The sequence below is a fragment of the Bacillus sp. NEAU-242-2 genome (genome assembly GCF_027853835.1).
Classification (GTDB): domain Bacteria; phylum Bacillota; class Bacilli; order Bacillales; family Bacillaceae; genus Bacillus; species Bacillus velezensis.
Genome location: NZ_JAPNNY010000002.1, coordinates 378,090 through 393,170, shown reverse-complemented (window position 1 = coordinate 393,170; position 15,081 = coordinate 378,090). Strand labels below are relative to the sequence as shown.

Below are 15,081 nucleotides of genomic sequence, written 5' to 3'. Positions count from 1 at the left end.
AGATCTTATGGTTCAGGGGAAAGTGGAAGTGCGTTTAAAGACGGGATTGCAGGCGCGCCCCGCTGCATTGTTTGTACAGGAGGCAAATCGTTTTGCATCAGATGTGTTTCTTGAGAAAAACGGCAAGAAAGTGAATGCCAAAAGCATTATGGGATTAATGAGTCTGGCGGTCAGTACGGGGACGGAAGTCACTCTGATCGCTGAAGGCGACGATGAAAAGGAAGCGCTGGAAAAGTTGTCCGCTTATGTGCAGGAAGAAGTGTAAACACTTTGTAAGGGGGACGGAACGATGAATGAGTTTCTGAAAGATTGTTATCAAACGATAGGCTGGGAAAAGGATTCCCTCGATTTCAGCAACCTGCCGGAGTTTTTAAAGGCGCTCGCGTATCGGTTTCCGTTTGAAAATCGCGCTGTTTTGTCCAAAAAAGAATATGACGTCACGAAAGAAGGACTGTGGCGGCACATGGTGAAGGAACCTCATGGCGGCCTTTGCTATGACTTGAACGGACTGCTTTATTTCATCCTGAAAGATGCCGGATTTGATGTCAAATTGATCCGCGGAACGGTCTGGAAAAACGGCTGGGCGCTGCCCGGCACACATGCGGCCGTACTTCTTTCCGCCGGGGAGAATGAGTACATCGCTGATGCAGGATTCGGCCTCAATCTCGCCATGCAGCCTGTGCCGATGTCGGGAGACGAGACGGTATCAGCGGCCGGAGCGTTCCGCGTGAGGATAGAAGAGACGGAATTCGGAACATACCTGCTTGAAATGAACAAAGGGGACGGCTGGCAGACAGGTTACGCATTTTCGCTTGAAGAAATCGATGAAAAGGACCTCAAGTCTATGAAACAAACAATCTTTGAACATGAACGCTCTCCTTTCAACAAACGCCTGCTTGCTTCTAAGCGGACACCGGAAGGGCACATGGTTCTGTCTGAACGCAATATAACAATAAAAAAACACGATGGCACGGCGGAAAACAGCAGAATAGACCGGTCAGAGTTTGAAGAAAAATTTACTGCTCATTTTATATGAAGCTTGCAGGTTCTCTGCAAGCTTTTTTGAGAAAAAATTTGTGAGCAGATTATCAGAGGTTGTCTTTTTTAAATTATTTTCGATACTTAATAACATATCTATAAATGTGGATGTTTTATCTTATACTTTTGATAGAAAGATTGAAAGTGTTATGAATTCTTAGAATTAAATATTACATAATAAACCATTAGTTACAAAAATAGTTGATAACAATCTATCTATATGATAAAATTTTGATGTTAATACATTATCTGGAGGTATAACTATGAAAAAATGTGTATTGCTGTTATCGAGTGTGGCTATCTCTGCAGTAACTTTCTACTCTTCCCCGGCTTTAGCCCATGAAAATCCAAAAGAAAAAGTTGAGCATTCAGTTGATCAAACAAAAAGAGATAAAGTTTATTTAACTGAACAAGAAGTTAGAAATACAGATATTAATATGTTAAGTAAGATACATAATAAGTTGAATAAAGAAATTTCTAACAAAGATTATACAGAGGAAGAACTCAATCAGATTGCAGCTAAAGAAATCCAACAAGCAATCCGAAGTAAATCTACTTCTTTTTCAGCATTGGATTATTATATCCCTGTTCCTGGCTTTGGGCAATTGAATAAGGATGAAATTCGCTTGGCAGAGAGAAACCCACTTGAGTTCACTAAGTATGCAAATGCAGCAAAAGAAGCTTATAACGAAACGAATAAATATTATTCTGGTAAGCAGCAACTTTATCAAGGTAATGGTGATGCATTTCGACATAGCTATTGGAATGCACGCTTAGTACAATCCTTTGGTGGAGGACCGAATCATGGATATGACAGGGCAAAAGTATGGGCTACAGCACATGAATCAAAGTCTTCAGGTATAGATAAACAAATGGACCTTATGAACAATGAAACCGGGAGGTTCCTTGCGGTCGATAAATATTATTCATATAGTAGTGTTCAGTATAGCAGCACTTTAAGGAAAATGGTTAAGCAAGGCAGTCTGGTTAGAATTGTGAATAATAAGTTGGTAGCTACAAATGGTACTACAGGAAAATAGATTAGTTTATAAACAATTTAGTCACAGAATGTATATATGGAAGAGAATTATTGTCTAACTACCAGTACTAAATAGCGTTCATCCACTGCTATGATGGTAAGAAATGTGTTCTGTTGTATTAGATTAAGAAGAGTAAGGATGTATCTAATATTAAACCACTGTTGTTTTATTCTACTCTAGTCAGGAAATAATTCAATTTAGTGTAAGACGGCTGGCAGACAGGTTACGCATTTTCGCTTGAAGAAATCGATGAAAAGGACCTCAAGTCTATGAAACAAACAATCTTTGAACATGAACGTTCTCCTTTCAACAAACGCCTGCTTGCTTCTAAGCGGACACCGGAAGGGCACATGGTTCTGTCTGAACGCAATATAACAATAAAAAAACACGATGGCACGGCGGAAAACAGCAGAATAGACCGCTCAGAGTTTGAAGAAAAATTTACTGCTCATTTTATATGAAGCTTGCAGGTTCTCTGCAAAAAAACGGCCTCCGCAGGGAAGCCGTTTTTTGTATGTGTTTATCTCATTTTTGTAAAGGTTTGATAGTGGTCTGTCGTCTTATAAATCAGCCAGTCGCTTGAGTAAAGAATCCGGTCTGAATTTCTGAAGCCTGATGTATAGTTAATATCCGCTTCACGCCACGTCCGTCCGCTTTTTGCAGGGAGTTTGCCTTCCCTGTTTGAGAAGATGTCTCCGCCGATGCTTTTCCCCGGGGCGACGTCCGCCAGATTCCCCTTTGATGCCACCCAGCCGAGGGCCTGTGCTTCTGATTTTGTAATGTAATTATCAGGAAGCTTATGATAGGTCTGAAGATAATCCGCAACCCCGTCAAACGTGTTGATAACCTGTGCTTCAGTGTGCGCCTTGTGAGAAGATGTATCCGTCTTGGCAGCCGTTGAAAACAGCATCCCCGCCGCGGAGAACAGCACCAGCAAACAAACGGAAATCCACGATAATCGTTTTTTCAAAGCAATACCTCCCATTTTTATCATGTGAAGCTGATTCCTTTTCATTGTATCAGCATCAAGAGAAAGGAATAGAAAGAATTTTAAAATAGTACTTTTGATCTAGTGAAAAATAAACCCCGGCTGAAACGGCCGGGATTTTTCATCTCATTGAAATTCCTTCGTGAGGTTTTTCGGTGTTTTTCCGTATACGGCGTCAATCATGTTTTGTGCGGCTTGCTTGAACATATTCAAGCGGATTTTTGCCGTTGCTGACCCGATATGAGGAAGCAATGTGACGTTTTCCAGCTGCAGGAGCGGATTGTCTTCGGCGATCGGCTCTTTTTCAAACACATCTAAACCGGCGCCTTTTATCCAGCCCTCCTGCAATGCGCGGATGAGCGCTTTCTCATCAACCGTCTTTCCCCGGGAAATATTGACGAAACATGCCGTATCTTTCATCAATTTAAATTCCCGCTCTCCCATCATATGATACGTTTCGTCAGTAAGCGGGGTAATTAAAAGCACAAAGTCTGATGTTTTCAGCAGTGTATCTAAGTCGGCATATGTAACCCCGAGTTCCTTCTCAGCATCCGGTTTTCTGCTGCGGTTATAATACAGCACGTCCATATCGAAGCCGAATTTTGCCCGTTTGGCAGCTTGTTCACCGATTCTGCCCATGCCGATAATTCCTAATGTCTGATGGTGGACATCCATACCGAAAAGAGATTCCTCCTCAATGGTTCCCCATTTGCCGGCGCGGACGAATCGATCCAATTCGGCAACCCGTCTGGCGGAAGACAGAATTAATGAAAAAGCCAGATCAGCGACAGTGTCATCTAAGGTGTACGGTGTATGCGTGCCGACAACCCCGCGTCTTTTCATTTCTTCAATATTAAAATTATCATAGCCGACTGAATTATTGCTGACGACCTTCAGCTTCGGCGCGTGATCCAGCAAATCACTGTCAATCGCCGTTCCGGATGTCAGCAGCCCTTCAGCATCTTTCATTTTTTCGTACAGTTCCTCTTTTGGAATGGTATCTTCTTTCCAGATGTCATAGCGGCAATGCTCGCCTATCATTTGTTCGACTTCGGGCGGTATCGGTTTCGCGATGAATACATAGGGTTTCAACGGGCTTCTCCTCCTTTGTCTTTCTTCTCTATTTTATTATATAAGAGAAGCGGTAACGTGAGAAATATTCAAACGCATTACGATAAATTTCTGGTTCTTTTGAACTTAAAATGAAAGAAAAAGAAATGTACATGCTTGATTTCTCCAAACAGTAACAGAATCCGCCTATATTTCTGAAGGCAAAATGAGCGGAACTGCTGTTTTCAAAAGCTTTATAGGTTGGTGTAAAGATAAATTTTATTATTTTTGAAAGATATAAATGAATATAATCTGAATTTACAGTTAAATTATCGTGTCTTTTTTTGAAAGCGCTTTTGAGGCCTTTTTCTGTGCTATAATTCCTTACTGTAAGCTGGGTAAGAAGGCTTGCAATACAATCGGATGGGAGATGAATAGAAAAATGGTTTCTTTATCAAGCATTTTGGAGCACAACCAGCAGTTTGTCCAAGAAAGGAAATATGAACCTTACCAAACGACAAAATTCCCGAAAAAAAAGCTTGTCATCGTATCCTGTATGGATACAAGGCTGACGGAGCTTCTGCCGCAGGCGATGGGACTCAGAAACGGCGATGCCAAAATCATAAAAAACGCGGGAGCCATTGTTTCTCACCCATTTGGAAGTGTCATGCGGAGCATTTTGGTTGCCGTTTATGAACTGCAGGCAGAGGAAGTCTGCATCATAGGTCACCGCGAGTGCGGAATGTCGGGATTAAATGCGGCTTCCATATTAAATAAAGCAAAAGAGCGCGGCGTGGAGGACAAATGTCTGAGCCTTCTGCAGCATGCGGGAGTCGATTTGGAAACATGGCTGACCGGTTTTCACAGCGTCGAAGAAAGCGTGGCCCACAGCGTGAATATGGTCAGGCATCATCCGCTCTTGCCTGAAGAGGTGCCGGTGCACGGGCTGGTGATCGATCCGGGAACGGGGACGCTGGATGTAGTCGTTGACGGTTATGAAACAGTCAAAGGAGGATGCAGCTGACGATGCAATTTACCGGCAGATACCAGGGGTACAATTTGCAGAAATTTCAGAAAGACCTAATCGCGGGAATTGTGGTCGGAATTGTAGCGATTCCACTGGGAATGGCCTTTGCCATCGCCTCGGGGGTCGGTCCGGAATACGGGCTTTACACCGTTATTGTGGCCGGAATTCTGATTTCGCTGTTGGGCGGGTCTAAATATCAGATCGGCGGGCCTACAGGGGCGTTTGTTCCCATTTTATTTGCCATTGTGATGCAGTATGGTTTTGAGAATTTACTTGTAGCCGGTTTTATGGCAGGCGTCATGCTCGTCCTGTTTGGCGTATTTAAGCTCGGAAAGATTATGAAATTCGTGCCGAAGCCGGTGATCGTCGGATTTACGGCCGGGATCGCAGTGCTGATTTTCTCGGAGCAGATTGCCCATTTTCTCGGTCTGCGCGATATCCAAAAGCATGAAAGCTTTATCCTCAACATTGCGGAAATAGGCAAGAAGATCGGAACCTTTAATTTGTACAGTATCCTCATCGCGGGAATTGCTTTGGCCATTTTGCTGTTATCAGCCAGGCTGATGCCGAAGATTCCCGGCGCGCTTGTGGCGCTGCTTGTCTCTACAGCCGCGGCGGTCGTGTTTTTTCCTGACAAAATGGCGACAATCGGTTCTGCTTACGGGGAAATTCCGCGGCAGCTTCCGGCTTTCCAGCTTCCGGATTTCTCAATTGATAACATGGTGATGATGTTTCCGTCGGCTCTGATCATTGCGCTTCTCGGCGGACTTGAATCCATATTATCGGCGATGGTCGCGGACAATATGAAAGGATCACGGCATGACAGCAATAGGGAGCTTGTCGGGCAGGGCATCGCCAATATGGCAGCGCCGCTTTTCGGCGGCATACCGGCAACGGGAGCGATTGCGCGGACCGCAACAAATATTAAAAACGGCGCAGTTTCTCCGATTTCCGGTGTTGTCCACGGAGTCACCGTCCTCCTCGTCCTGCTCGTCTTCGCCCCGCTTGCCGTTCACGTACCGCTGGCAAGCATGGCGCCGGTATTGATGGTTGTGGCTTGGAACATGAGTGAGCGGAGGGAAGTCGCCAATATGATGCGGCTGAAAAACACTGATTCATTCGTACTGGCGGCAACCTTTTTGCTGACGGTTCTGTTTGATTTAATTATCGGCGTTTCTGCCGGTCTTGTGCTCGCTTTTGTTTTCTTTATCAGAAAAATGAGCGAATCAACAAGCATTAAAACACCGCATGCCGCGGTCAAATCGGTTAAAAATGATTCGTCCGTCAGCACATATTCCATTGAAGGGCCGCTGTTTTTCGGTTCAATTGATTCACTGGAATCATCGCTGCTGGAGAGGCTTCAGGAAAAGCCGAAGACGCTTATTCTGCTGATGAATAATGTACATTACATGGATACCTCCGCAGAAGCGGTGCTGGGGAATGTGATGAACCGGATCAAACGGCATAACGGGAGATTGATGATCGTCGGATTGCAATCACAGCCGAGAGAGCTGATCCGGAAGACGGGGCTGTTTCATAAAATCGGGAAACAGCATTTCTTTGAGCATCAGGACGAGATAACGGGATAAATTCAGATACGGCCTGTCCATGAAAAAGCGGACAGGCCGTGTTTTTATTCGGTTTCAAAGCGCTTGATCAGTTTTTCCTGATGGGCTTTCATCACATCTTCTAACGTGATTCCGTACTTATCGGCAAGGATAGCCAGATTTCCGAGGACGTCACCCATTTCTTCAATCAGCTCCTGTCTGCGTTCAGCCTGGGTTGCGTCCTTTTCATCCGGCCGGTCTCTGCCGATTTCATATGCTCTTACCGCCCGGGCGAGCTCACCCGCCTCTTCCATTAAAAAGCCGATTCTGATAAATGGCCCGTACGCCGTCCATCCTCGTTTTTCGTAAAAATCTTTCGTCCATTGTTCTGCTTCAGCCATCTGCATGTGAAACACTCCTTATGTCCTGTATGATTCTTATTGATATTATCATATAGAGATGGGACAATATATAGTGTATTTTGATTTATTGATGTACATATATAGATGCGGAGATGAAAAAATGAAAACCATTTGTGTATTTGCGGGGTCAAACCCGGGGGTAAATGAAGAGTACAAACGCAAAGCGGCCGAACTGGGTGAATATATGGCGGAGCAGGGAATCGGCCTTGTTTACGGCGGTTCACGGGTCGGTCTGATGGGAACCGTCGCTGATGCGTTAATGGCAGGCGGCGGAAAAGCTGTCGGCGTCATGCCGAGCGGGCTTTTCAGCGGAGAGATTGTTCATCAGAATCTGACGGAGCTGATTGAAGTCAGCGGCATGCATGAGCGGAAAGCGAAAATGAGTGAACTTGCCGACGGGTACATTGCCATGCCCGGCGGTTTCGGAACATATGAAGAGTTATTTGAAGTGCTGTGCTGGGCGCAAATCGGCATTCATCAAAAACCGATCGGACTGTACAATGTGAACGGGTATTTTGAGCCGATGATGAAGATGGTCAAGTACAGCATCCAGGAAGGATTTTCGAATGAGTCTCATTTAAAGCTGATACACAGTTCCTCCCGGCCGGATGAGCTGATTGAGCAGATGAATCGGTATACATACCCGATTTTAGATAAGAAATGGCGTGAATTGTAAGGCAGCGGTCGGAAATATGTTTCGGCGGCTGCATCTGATTCATTCTGACGGAAAGTTCTTTTCTCTTTCTCGTGCGTACCACGCCTTTCTTCGTAATAAGAGATATGGCTGAGAATAAGATGCGAATGAGAATGCTGCTGGGGTTGAAAGAATAAGAACATCCATTTCCTCAGAGGAGATGGATGTTTTGCGGTTTGCAGACTGTATGCGTTTACAACTTTTGTTGTACGAATGTTTCTTCCGATATGAAATCATCCTGCTGCATCTTTTGTTTTTTTGAACCGATTCCAAATATACCGACTGTCAGTGCACAAAGAAACCAGCAGCCTGTAAAGAACAAGAAAACACTTAAAAATCCGTAGCCTGAATACAGGAAACTGACGACAAAGGGACCGGCTACATTTGCAAGGCGTCCTACGCCGTAAGTGAGGCCATTTCCAGATGCCCTGGCTTCAACCGGATATAATTCCGGCGTATAAGCATATGCGATCGAACTGAAAGTACGCTCAAACATATGCATGAGAAATCCGCATACGATAATGACCATCGGCAAAGGATTGATGCCGTAAAAGAATCCAAGCGCCATAATAATTAACGATAAAACAGAAATGGCCCACTTTCGATCCACACGGTCAGAGATTTGCGACGCAATGAGAGCGCCCAGCGGGGCACCGATCGTTCCCAGAGTGACGTATACGATAGACTCATCCATTGATACGCCTTCTTTCACCAGAAGGGTGGGAACCCACGTGCCAAAGCCTTGAATTGCAATCGTGGAAGCTGCCCACATTGTCATTAAAACAAAAGTTCTTCCTGCCAAAGGCTTTTGAAACAGCGTCCGATATGGAACGGATTTTACAGCGGTTTGTCTGCTTTGCAGAGCCGGAGCTGGTTCAGGCAGTTCACCCTTTTCTTTTTCTGCTTTTGCCTCCAGTTCAAGCAGAATGCGGTGTGCTTGTTCGCTTTTTCCTTTCGTGTCCAGCCATTTCGGTGATTCTTCCAGTTTTCTGGCGATCAGCGGAAAAAAAATACCGACCGCGCCGAATAGAAAGATAAACCGCCAGCCGTAAGAGGCGGACGGCACGACCAATTTAGCCACCCAGCCGGCCGCAGGAATTCCGCATATGCCGATTGTAATACAGATTGCCTGGTATTTTCCCTTAGTTGCGGATGGGAAAAATTCGCTGATATACGTACTTGCCACAATCGTTGTGGCGCCGATACCTAAACTCGTAAGAAATCTAAAAACACCGAGTATTTCTGGGTTCCAAGCCAGAGAAGAGAGGAGGGAGAAGGAAGAGAAAAAGGTGACAACCAGAATTAAACCTTTTTTCCTTCCGAAACGGTCTGAAAACCATCCTCCGGCAGAGGCGCCGATAAACATCCCGAAATAGGAGACAGACGTAATAAAAGCGATGGTATGAGTAGATATGTTCCATTCCTTTAAAAGTGAAGGCGCCGCATATGAAAACGTATTTAAATCGATAAAATCAAAAAAGTAAGCGAATGAAAGGATAACGAGCACTGCTTGATGGGCCCTTGAAAAAGGCAGTCTGTTTAATCGATTAGACGCATTTACATTGATCATCTCGTATTCCTCCGTTTTTCTTTGACTTGTCTGAAGACGGTATTAACCAATGTGATTCAGCGTATTCATGTTGTAACTTTGTTTAGTAAACACATAGCCTTCAGAGATTTTTCTTGCTGTGCGTACTACTTTAATCGTTGTTCCGTCCGGATCAACATCTGCCTCGGTTTTTAAAATACCGCTTGGATGCCCCAATCGGATCGTTCTGCCGGAGAATGAAAATTCAGATAATATTGTATCTTGCAATAGCATGCCGGCAGTCGTACATACCGCCCCTGTAATGGCTAAAGCTTGATGCGGTTTTTGCATGGACATCATACGAATGACAAGATCCATCTCTTCTGCGTGTCTCTTTATCCCTTTTGTATCGATATAATCCGCTGGAGATGAGATTAATGTCAGTTTTGGTACGGCCGGTGATTTTGCAGCAGCCTCATGTCTCGGAGCGAATCTGCATTTCTCGGCTGCAATCGATCGGATCATTTCGAGCTTTTCCAATATATCCGGGGTGTATTCATCCGGAAGTTCTAAGCCGGTAAGCCCCGTGTCCTCTGCTTTTACAAAGACAAGCGGATTGGCGTAATCAATAATCGATACCGAGATATTTCCATACGGGGTATCGAGAACATCAATAGGCTGACCAGTGGGAAACAGCTTACCGGTCACCGCTCCTTCAGCCTGGTGAAATGAAAGATAAATAGGAGAAGCTGTACCTGGAACCCCCGGAATAGAGCAGTCCCCCTGGTAATGAAATGTTCCATTTCTGACTTCGACTTCTGCTGCGATCACTTTTTGAGTGTTTGTATTTAAAATTCTGACTTTTGTCACCGGCTCTTCAGCTTGAACGAGCCCTTTCTCAATAGCATAAGGGCCTACGGCAGAAGAGATATTTCCGCAATTGCCTTTGAAGTCGGTAAAATTGTCAGTCAAACTGACCTGAGCAAACGTATACTCAACATCAGCATCCTTTCTGGCGGATTTCTTAATAATGGCTGCCTTGCTTGTGAGAGAATGGCCGCCTCCGAGACCGTCAATTTGTCTCTCGTCAGGGCTCCCCATAATGTCTAAAAGAAAATCGCTCCATAGGTTTGTATCGTCTGGCATGTCTTTTTGATGAATAAAAACGCCTTTGCTGGTGCCGCCTCTCATAACGGTTACAGGAACTTTTTCCATGCTGTCTCATCCTTACATCATTTTGTGTGGATAAAAAGGTACCGGTCCCTTTGGAAGATATCGTATGATAAATAAGGATTATAAGTAAAACATATAATTTTTATAAAGTTGAATAAAAAACTTTTATAATAGGAGAAAATTTTATAGCAGAAAAATATTTTGGGGGATTTCATATGGATGAAAAGGATTGGATTGTGCTCATTACATTATTCGAAGAAAAAAATATGACGAAGGCGGCAGAGCGATTATATATGACACAGCCGGCGTTAAGTTATCGGCTCAAAAACCTGGAAGCACAATTCGGAGTGCGCCTTTTTTATAAAAGAAAAAAAGGGATGGAGTTCACTTCAGAAGGTGAACATCTGGTTGATTATTCGAAAGAGATGCTGCAGGAGTTCAGAAGAGTGAAGGATGATATGCTCAATATGAGCCATGAAGTCAGCGGGGTTCTCAGATTAGGAGTCTCAAGCAATTTTGCTCAGTATAAGCTCCCGGCGATTCTAAAACGGTTTTCTGATCAGTATCCGTCTGTTCAATTCCACGTCAATACGGGATGGAGTGCAAAAGTGATGGATCTGCTTCATCATTCGGGGGTACACCTTGGGATTATGAGGGGGAATTATGATTGGCAAGGGGAAAAACAACTGTTAAATGAAGAGAGACTGTACCTTATTTCAAAAACTGAAATCAACAGTGAGGACCTTCCCAAATTGCCGATGATTTATTATCAAACTGATGCTTCTTTGAAAAGTTTGATTCAAAAATGGTGGAATAACCAATTTACTGAACCGCCTTTCATTGCAATGGAGGTAGACAGGCAGGAAACCTGTAAAGAGATGGTGAAAAACGGCCTCGGTTATTCTGTTGTGCCGGAAATCTGTCTTCAGCCTTCTGATGAATTATACACATTGGCGCTGTCTTATAAAAATAACGAGCCTGTGATACGCGATACTTGGCTCATGTATGATTCTTCAGCGTTAGAATTATCTGTCGTCAAAGCATTCATTACTTTTTTGAATGGGAATAAAGCATAAAAAAACCTGCAAGAGACATCATCTCTTGCAGGTTTCTGAGGCATTACTTCTGGTCTTCCGTATTGCGTGTCAGCACTTTATCGATTAAGCCGTATTCTAAGGCTTCATCAGCTGATTTGAAGTTGTCGCGGTCTGTATCGCGCTCAATGACTTCAAGCGGCTGGCCGGTACGTTCAGCAAGCACTTTGTTTAATTTGTCGCGAAGCAAGAGAATGCGTTTTGCCGCAATTTCAATTTCTGTCGCCTGTCCTTGCGCTCCGCCAAGCGGCTGGTGAATCATAACTTCACTGTTAGGAAGCGCGTAACGTTTGCCTTTTTCTCCGGCTGCAAGTAAAAATGCTCCCATAGAAGCGGCCATACCGATGCAGATCGTGGATACTTTCGGTTTAATGAACTGCATTGTATCATAGATTGCCATACCGGCAGTGATTGATCCGCCAGGGCTGTTAATGTAAATGGAAATATCTTTTTCAGGGTCTTCCGCTTCAAGGAATAAAAGCTGTGACACGATGGAGTTCGCAACGTTGTCATCAATCGCAGATCCAAGCATGATAATACGGTCCTTCAAAAGACGGGAGTAAATGTCATAAGCTCTTTCTCCGCGGTTCGTTTGTTCAATGACTGTAGGTATTAAATTCATAATGCTCCTCCTTCACCTTTTAGGTAAGTATGTATTTACATGATACATTTTTGGTCAATAAAGGTCAAACAAAACGCTGACCAAAATGCCAACCTTTTCTTCTAACACCATTTTTCCCATAAAACAAAAAGTTCAAACAGCAAAGTGGAAATGAGGATGATCAGCGCCGGAGCCTTGAGAAAATGATATGGCCGGAGCGCTCAAAATAGACCGCAGTTCCGTCGGTACATACGGCTGAACGGTCTGACTACGTTGTCCGTCCTTCCAAAAGCCGTACCGGCAAACACGTTTCCAGCGGCAAATCATCAAATTCGCCTTCAATTTCTTTTGCTAAAATCTCGATGGCTGTTTTGGAAATCAATTCGATCGGCTGCTGGATGGTTGTCAAGTCCGGCAGAACCGTTTGAACGGTTTCAGTGCCGTCATAACCGATCACTTTTAATTGATTCGGGATGTCTTTCCCCCGTTTTTTAGCCTCGTTCATCACGGCAGCCGCCATGATATCATCGCTGGCAAAAATTCCGTCGGTGTCAGGCTGTTCATCGAATAATGTTGAAATAATATCATGGTAATGCTGATAAAAGGGTACTTCATATGTAATAGGCTTCCGTCCGTGTTTATGCATGACGTCTTCGTATGCTTTTCTTCTGAGGTTTGCCGGTGTTTCGAGTTCAATCGGGCCGTTGAGATGGACGATGTGCCGGCACCCTTTTTCAATCAGCAGCTCAGCCGCCTTTTTTCCGCCGTCATAGTTGTCTGAGCCGACGACTGGAATCGTGTCCGATAAGTAATGATCAATGGCGACAATCGGCAGATTTTGCTTGTGATAATTGAGAATTCCCCGGTTGTAAGTCACGGCGATCACGCCGTCCACTTGGTTTCTTATCAGCATCTCCAAATATTTTTCTTCCTTATCCTTTCGATGTAAACTGTTGCAAAGCAGCAGTTTGTACCCCATGGACGTACAAATGCTTTCAATATGAAAGGCGAGTTCGCCGAAAAACGGGTTGCTGGAGTTTGGGATGATAAGTCCTATTAAATTGGTTCGTTTTCGGAATAAAGAGCGGGCCAGATCGTTTGGAAAGTAATTGATTTCTTCCATCGCCTTGTACACTTTTTCTTTTGTTTTTTCGCTGATATAGCCGCGGTTATTTAATACCCGCGAAACGGTTGTAGATGAAACTCCCGCTATTTTCGCAACATCATGAATGTTAGGCTTCATTCCCGTGCCCTCCTGCTTACTGAAATGGCTTACAATTTCCGTCACGCACTTATTTTAGAGAATCAGGCTGACATGTGCAAGGACATTCCATGTTTCTGTTTTCATATAAAGAGGGTGCATTTTGTTTGATTGGAATAATCAGAAAATGTTATGTCAACCGATTGACATATGAAACCGGTTGACATACAATTCTTTTTGAAAGCGCTTTATTTATGGAGTGAAGGGAAGTGATGGGTATGGAGAGATGGCTGGCGGCAATAAAGTGAAGGAATCAAGCAGCGGCGTAAAGTAAGCGCTTACTAAGGGCTCGCATGTATGTGATGAATATGAAGAAGGAAGTATGCGGCTCTAAAACGGCTGTTAAAAGGTCCTATTAAAGGAGCGGTGCAAATGAAAAGCTCAAAAAGTCTGTATTGGAAACTGAGTGCTTATTTCTTCTTTTTCTTTTTTACTTGGTCTTCCAGCTATTCTTTATTTGCGATTTGGTTAGGGCAGGAAATCAATTTAAACGGATCAGCGACAGGCATTATCTTTTCTGTAAACGCCGTATTTGCCCTGTGCATGCAGCCTCTTTACGGTTTTATCTCTGACAAATTGGGGCTGAAGAAAAAGATATTGTTTATGATCAGCTGTCTTCTCATATTCACGGGTCCGTTTTATATCTTCGTCTATGGGCCGCTTTTACAATACAACGTCTTTCTTGGCGCCGTTGTCGGAGGCTTATATTTGGGAGCCGCTTTTTTAGCGGGAATAGGCGCGATTGAAACGTACATTGAAAAGGTCAGCCGTAAGTATGATTTCGAGTATGGAAAATCAAGAATGTGGGGCTCGCTGGGCTGGGCGGCGGCTGCATTTTTTGCAGGGCAGCTTTTCAATATCAATCCCAATATCAACTTCTGGATCGCCTCTGTTTCAGCCGTCATATTAACGGCCATTATCATGTCTGTGAAAATAGAAATGACCGATCATGAGAAAAACAGAGCGGAATCGGTCCGGTTAAAAGATGTGGGGCGGCTCTTTTTATTAAAAGATTTCTGGTTTTTTATGATGTACATTATCGGGGTGACTTGCATTTACGGCGTATATGATCAGCAGTTCCCGATCTACTATGCGTCTTTGTTTCCTTCAGTGTCAATGGGTAACCAAGTATTCGGCTATCTGAATTCATTCCAGGTGTTTTTGGAGGCCGGCATGATGTTTCTTGCGCCTTTTATCGTCAATAAGTTCGGAGCGAAAAACAGTTTGATTTTAGCGGGGTTTTTAATGGCTTTCCGCATCGTCGGGTCCGGAATTGCAGTTGAGCCTGTAGGCATTTCATCAATGAAACTCATCCACGCACTGGAATTGCCGATTATGCTGATCGCCGTTTTTAAATATTTGGCTGCCAATTTTGATACGCGTCTGTCGTCCGTCCTTTATCTCGTCGGTTTTCAATTCGCATCTCAGGCAGGCGCGTCGATTCTGTCGCCGCTTGCGGGAGGATTATATGACAGTGCGGGGTTCCGTCAAACCTATCTCATCATGGGAATCGTCGTCTTTGGTTTTACCGTCATCTCCATATTTACTTTATTGGGCCCGAAACAAAACAGCAGGCGTGTCCAGCGTCTGCAAAAAATCGGATAGAGAGGATGTTACA

At 44.1% G+C, this 15,081-nt stretch carries 15 protein-coding genes and 1 pseudogene; 9 read left to right on the top strand and 7 right to left on the bottom strand.

The window, feature by feature from the left end:
- The first annotated feature begins 7 nt into the window (after positions 1 to 7).
- The 4 genes and pseudogenes from OWN49_RS06965 to OWN49_RS06950 all read left to right on the top strand — a co-directional run.
- The gene (locus OWN49_RS06965; RefSeq protein ID WP_003151495.1) at positions 8 to 265 is read left to right on the top strand and encodes an HPr family phosphocarrier protein; all 258 of its coding nucleotides are present in this window, start codon (positions 8 to 10) and stop codon (positions 263 to 265) included.
- A gap of 24 nt (positions 266 to 289) precedes the next feature.
- Positions 290 to 1,036, top strand: coding sequence for an arylamine N-acetyltransferase family protein (locus OWN49_RS06960; protein WP_073982114.1), 747 nt, complete (start codon positions 290 to 292; stop codon positions 1,034 to 1,036).
- Positions 1,037 to 1,301: 265 nt separating this feature from the next.
- Positions 1,302 to 2,078 carry a DUF6973 domain-containing protein gene (locus OWN49_RS06955; protein ID WP_015240662.1) on the top strand — a complete coding sequence of 259 codons (777 nt, stop codon included), beginning with the start codon at positions 1,302 to 1,304 and terminating at the stop codon, positions 2,076 to 2,078.
- Between the two features lie 206 nt (positions 2,079 to 2,284).
- Positions 2,285 to 2,539 (top strand): annotated as a pseudogene (locus OWN49_RS06950) (arylamine N-acetyltransferase); the annotation flags it as partial.
- A gap of 59 nt (positions 2,540 to 2,598) precedes the next feature.
- On the opposite strand, the gene OWN49_RS06945 reads toward OWN49_RS06950, so the two are convergent.
- Together OWN49_RS06945 and OWN49_RS06940 are read right to left on the bottom strand one after the other, a co-directional pair.
- Positions 2,599 to 2,988: a ribonuclease gene (locus OWN49_RS06945; protein WP_223151841.1), complete on the bottom strand. Its 390-nt coding sequence runs from the start codon at positions 2,986 to 2,988 to the stop codon at positions 2,599 to 2,601.
- Between the two features lie 204 nt (positions 2,989 to 3,192).
- A complete protein-coding gene (locus tag OWN49_RS06940) occupies positions 3,193 to 4,158 on the bottom strand; it encodes a 2-hydroxyacid dehydrogenase (protein WP_070082431.1) in 966 nt (321 codons plus the stop codon).
- A gap of 400 nt (positions 4,159 to 4,558) precedes the next feature.
- Here OWN49_RS06940 and OWN49_RS06935 point away from each other — a divergent pair, with 400 nt between their 5' ends.
- Complete coding sequence (locus tag OWN49_RS06935; RefSeq protein ID WP_003151503.1) at positions 4,559 to 5,140, top strand: beta-class carbonic anhydrase; 582 nt, start codon at positions 4,559 to 4,561, stop codon at positions 5,138 to 5,140.
- Between the two features lie 2 nt (positions 5,141 to 5,142).
- Entirely contained in the window at positions 5,143 to 6,732 is a 1,590-nt protein-coding gene (locus OWN49_RS06930; protein ID WP_014305896.1) for a SulP family inorganic anion transporter, read from the top strand.
- A 44-nt stretch (positions 6,733 to 6,776) separates the two neighbouring features.
- On the opposite strand, the gene OWN49_RS06925 is transcribed toward OWN49_RS06930, so the two are convergent.
- Positions 6,777 to 7,097: a MazG nucleotide pyrophosphohydrolase domain-containing protein gene (locus tag OWN49_RS06925; RefSeq protein ID WP_077722899.1), complete on the bottom strand. Its 321-nt coding sequence runs from the start codon at positions 7,095 to 7,097 to the stop codon at positions 6,777 to 6,779.
- Positions 7,098 to 7,212: 115 nt separating this feature from the next.
- Between OWN49_RS06925 and OWN49_RS06920 the strand changes: the two genes are divergently transcribed.
- Positions 7,213 to 7,788 (top strand): TIGR00730 family Rossman fold protein, encoded by a 576-nt coding sequence (locus OWN49_RS06920; protein WP_015387658.1) that lies wholly within the window; start codon positions 7,213 to 7,215, stop codon positions 7,786 to 7,788.
- 211 nt (positions 7,789 to 7,999) lie between these two features.
- Here OWN49_RS06920 and OWN49_RS06915 read toward each other — a convergent pair whose 3' ends face one another.
- Both OWN49_RS06915 and OWN49_RS06910 read right to left on the bottom strand, forming a co-directional pair.
- Positions 8,000 to 9,376 (bottom strand): MFS transporter, encoded by a 1,377-nt coding sequence (locus OWN49_RS06915; protein WP_060674016.1) that lies wholly within the window; start codon positions 9,374 to 9,376, stop codon positions 8,000 to 8,002.
- A 42-nt stretch (positions 9,377 to 9,418) separates the two neighbouring features.
- The gene (locus tag OWN49_RS06910) at positions 9,419 to 10,549 is read right to left on the bottom strand and encodes a 2-methylaconitate cis-trans isomerase PrpF family protein (RefSeq protein ID WP_176283547.1); all 1,131 of its coding nucleotides are present in this window, start codon (positions 10,547 to 10,549) and stop codon (positions 9,419 to 9,421) included.
- Between the two features lie 173 nt (positions 10,550 to 10,722).
- On the opposite strand from OWN49_RS06910, the gene OWN49_RS06905 reads away from it, so the two are divergent.
- Positions 10,723 to 11,583: a LysR family transcriptional regulator gene (locus OWN49_RS06905; protein ID WP_003151510.1), complete on the top strand. Its 861-nt coding sequence runs from the start codon at positions 10,723 to 10,725 to the stop codon at positions 11,581 to 11,583.
- A gap of 43 nt (positions 11,584 to 11,626) precedes the next feature.
- Here OWN49_RS06905 and clpP read toward each other — a convergent pair whose 3' ends face one another.
- Complete coding sequence (gene clpP / locus OWN49_RS06900; RefSeq protein WP_003151513.1) at positions 11,627 to 12,223, bottom strand: ATP-dependent Clp endopeptidase proteolytic subunit ClpP; 597 nt, start codon at positions 12,221 to 12,223, stop codon at positions 11,627 to 11,629.
- A gap of 247 nt (positions 12,224 to 12,470) precedes the next feature.
- On the bottom strand, positions 12,471 to 13,445 hold the full coding sequence (locus OWN49_RS06895; protein ID WP_176283546.1) for a LacI family DNA-binding transcriptional regulator: 975 nt from the start codon (positions 13,443 to 13,445) through the stop codon (positions 12,471 to 12,473).
- A 390-nt stretch (positions 13,446 to 13,835) separates the two neighbouring features.
- On the opposite strand from OWN49_RS06895, the gene OWN49_RS06890 reads away from it, so the two are divergent.
- On the top strand, positions 13,836 to 15,068 hold the full coding sequence (locus OWN49_RS06890) for an MFS transporter (RefSeq protein ID WP_165409325.1): 1,233 nt from the start codon (positions 13,836 to 13,838) through the stop codon (positions 15,066 to 15,068).
- Positions 15,069 to 15,081 lie beyond the last annotated feature (13 nt).

Excerpts from the sequence above, each read along its gene's own strand:
- OWN49_RS06965 (WP_003151495.1), top strand. The coding sequence starts at position 8 with ATGGTTCAGGGGAAAGTGGAAGTGCGTTTAAAGACGGGATTGCAGGCG.
- OWN49_RS06960 (WP_073982114.1), top strand. The coding sequence starts at position 290 with ATGAATGAGTTTCTGAAAGATTGTTATCAAACGATAGGCTGGGAAAAG.
- OWN49_RS06955 (WP_015240662.1), top strand. The coding sequence starts at position 1,302 with ATGAAAAAATGTGTATTGCTGTTATCGAGTGTGGCTATCTCTGCAGTA.
- OWN49_RS06945 (WP_223151841.1), bottom strand. The coding sequence starts at position 2,988 with ATGCTGTTTTCAACGGCTGCCAAGACGGATACATCTTCTCACAAGGCG.
- OWN49_RS06935 (WP_003151503.1), top strand. The coding sequence starts at position 4,559 with ATGGTTTCTTTATCAAGCATTTTGGAGCACAACCAGCAGTTTGTCCAA.
- OWN49_RS06930 (WP_014305896.1), top strand. The coding sequence starts at position 5,143 with ATGCAATTTACCGGCAGATACCAGGGGTACAATTTGCAGAAATTTCAG.
- OWN49_RS06925 (WP_077722899.1), bottom strand. The coding sequence starts at position 7,097 with ATGCAGATGGCTGAAGCAGAACAATGGACGAAAGATTTTTACGAAAAA.
- OWN49_RS06920 (WP_015387658.1), top strand. The coding sequence starts at position 7,213 with ATGAAAACCATTTGTGTATTTGCGGGGTCAAACCCGGGGGTAAATGAA.
- OWN49_RS06915 (WP_060674016.1), bottom strand. The coding sequence starts at position 9,376 with ATGATCAATGTAAATGCGTCTAATCGATTAAACAGACTGCCTTTTTCA.
- OWN49_RS06910 (WP_176283547.1), bottom strand. The coding sequence starts at position 10,549 with ATGGAAAAAGTTCCTGTAACCGTTATGAGAGGCGGCACCAGCAAAGGC.
- OWN49_RS06905 (WP_003151510.1), top strand. The coding sequence starts at position 10,723 with ATGGATGAAAAGGATTGGATTGTGCTCATTACATTATTCGAAGAAAAA.
- clpP (WP_003151513.1), bottom strand. The coding sequence starts at position 12,223 with ATGAATTTAATACCTACAGTCATTGAACAAACGAACCGCGGAGAAAGA.
- OWN49_RS06895 (WP_176283546.1), bottom strand. The coding sequence starts at position 13,445 with ATGAAGCCTAACATTCATGATGTTGCGAAAATAGCGGGAGTTTCATCT.
- OWN49_RS06890 (WP_165409325.1), top strand. The coding sequence starts at position 13,836 with ATGAAAAGCTCAAAAAGTCTGTATTGGAAACTGAGTGCTTATTTCTTC.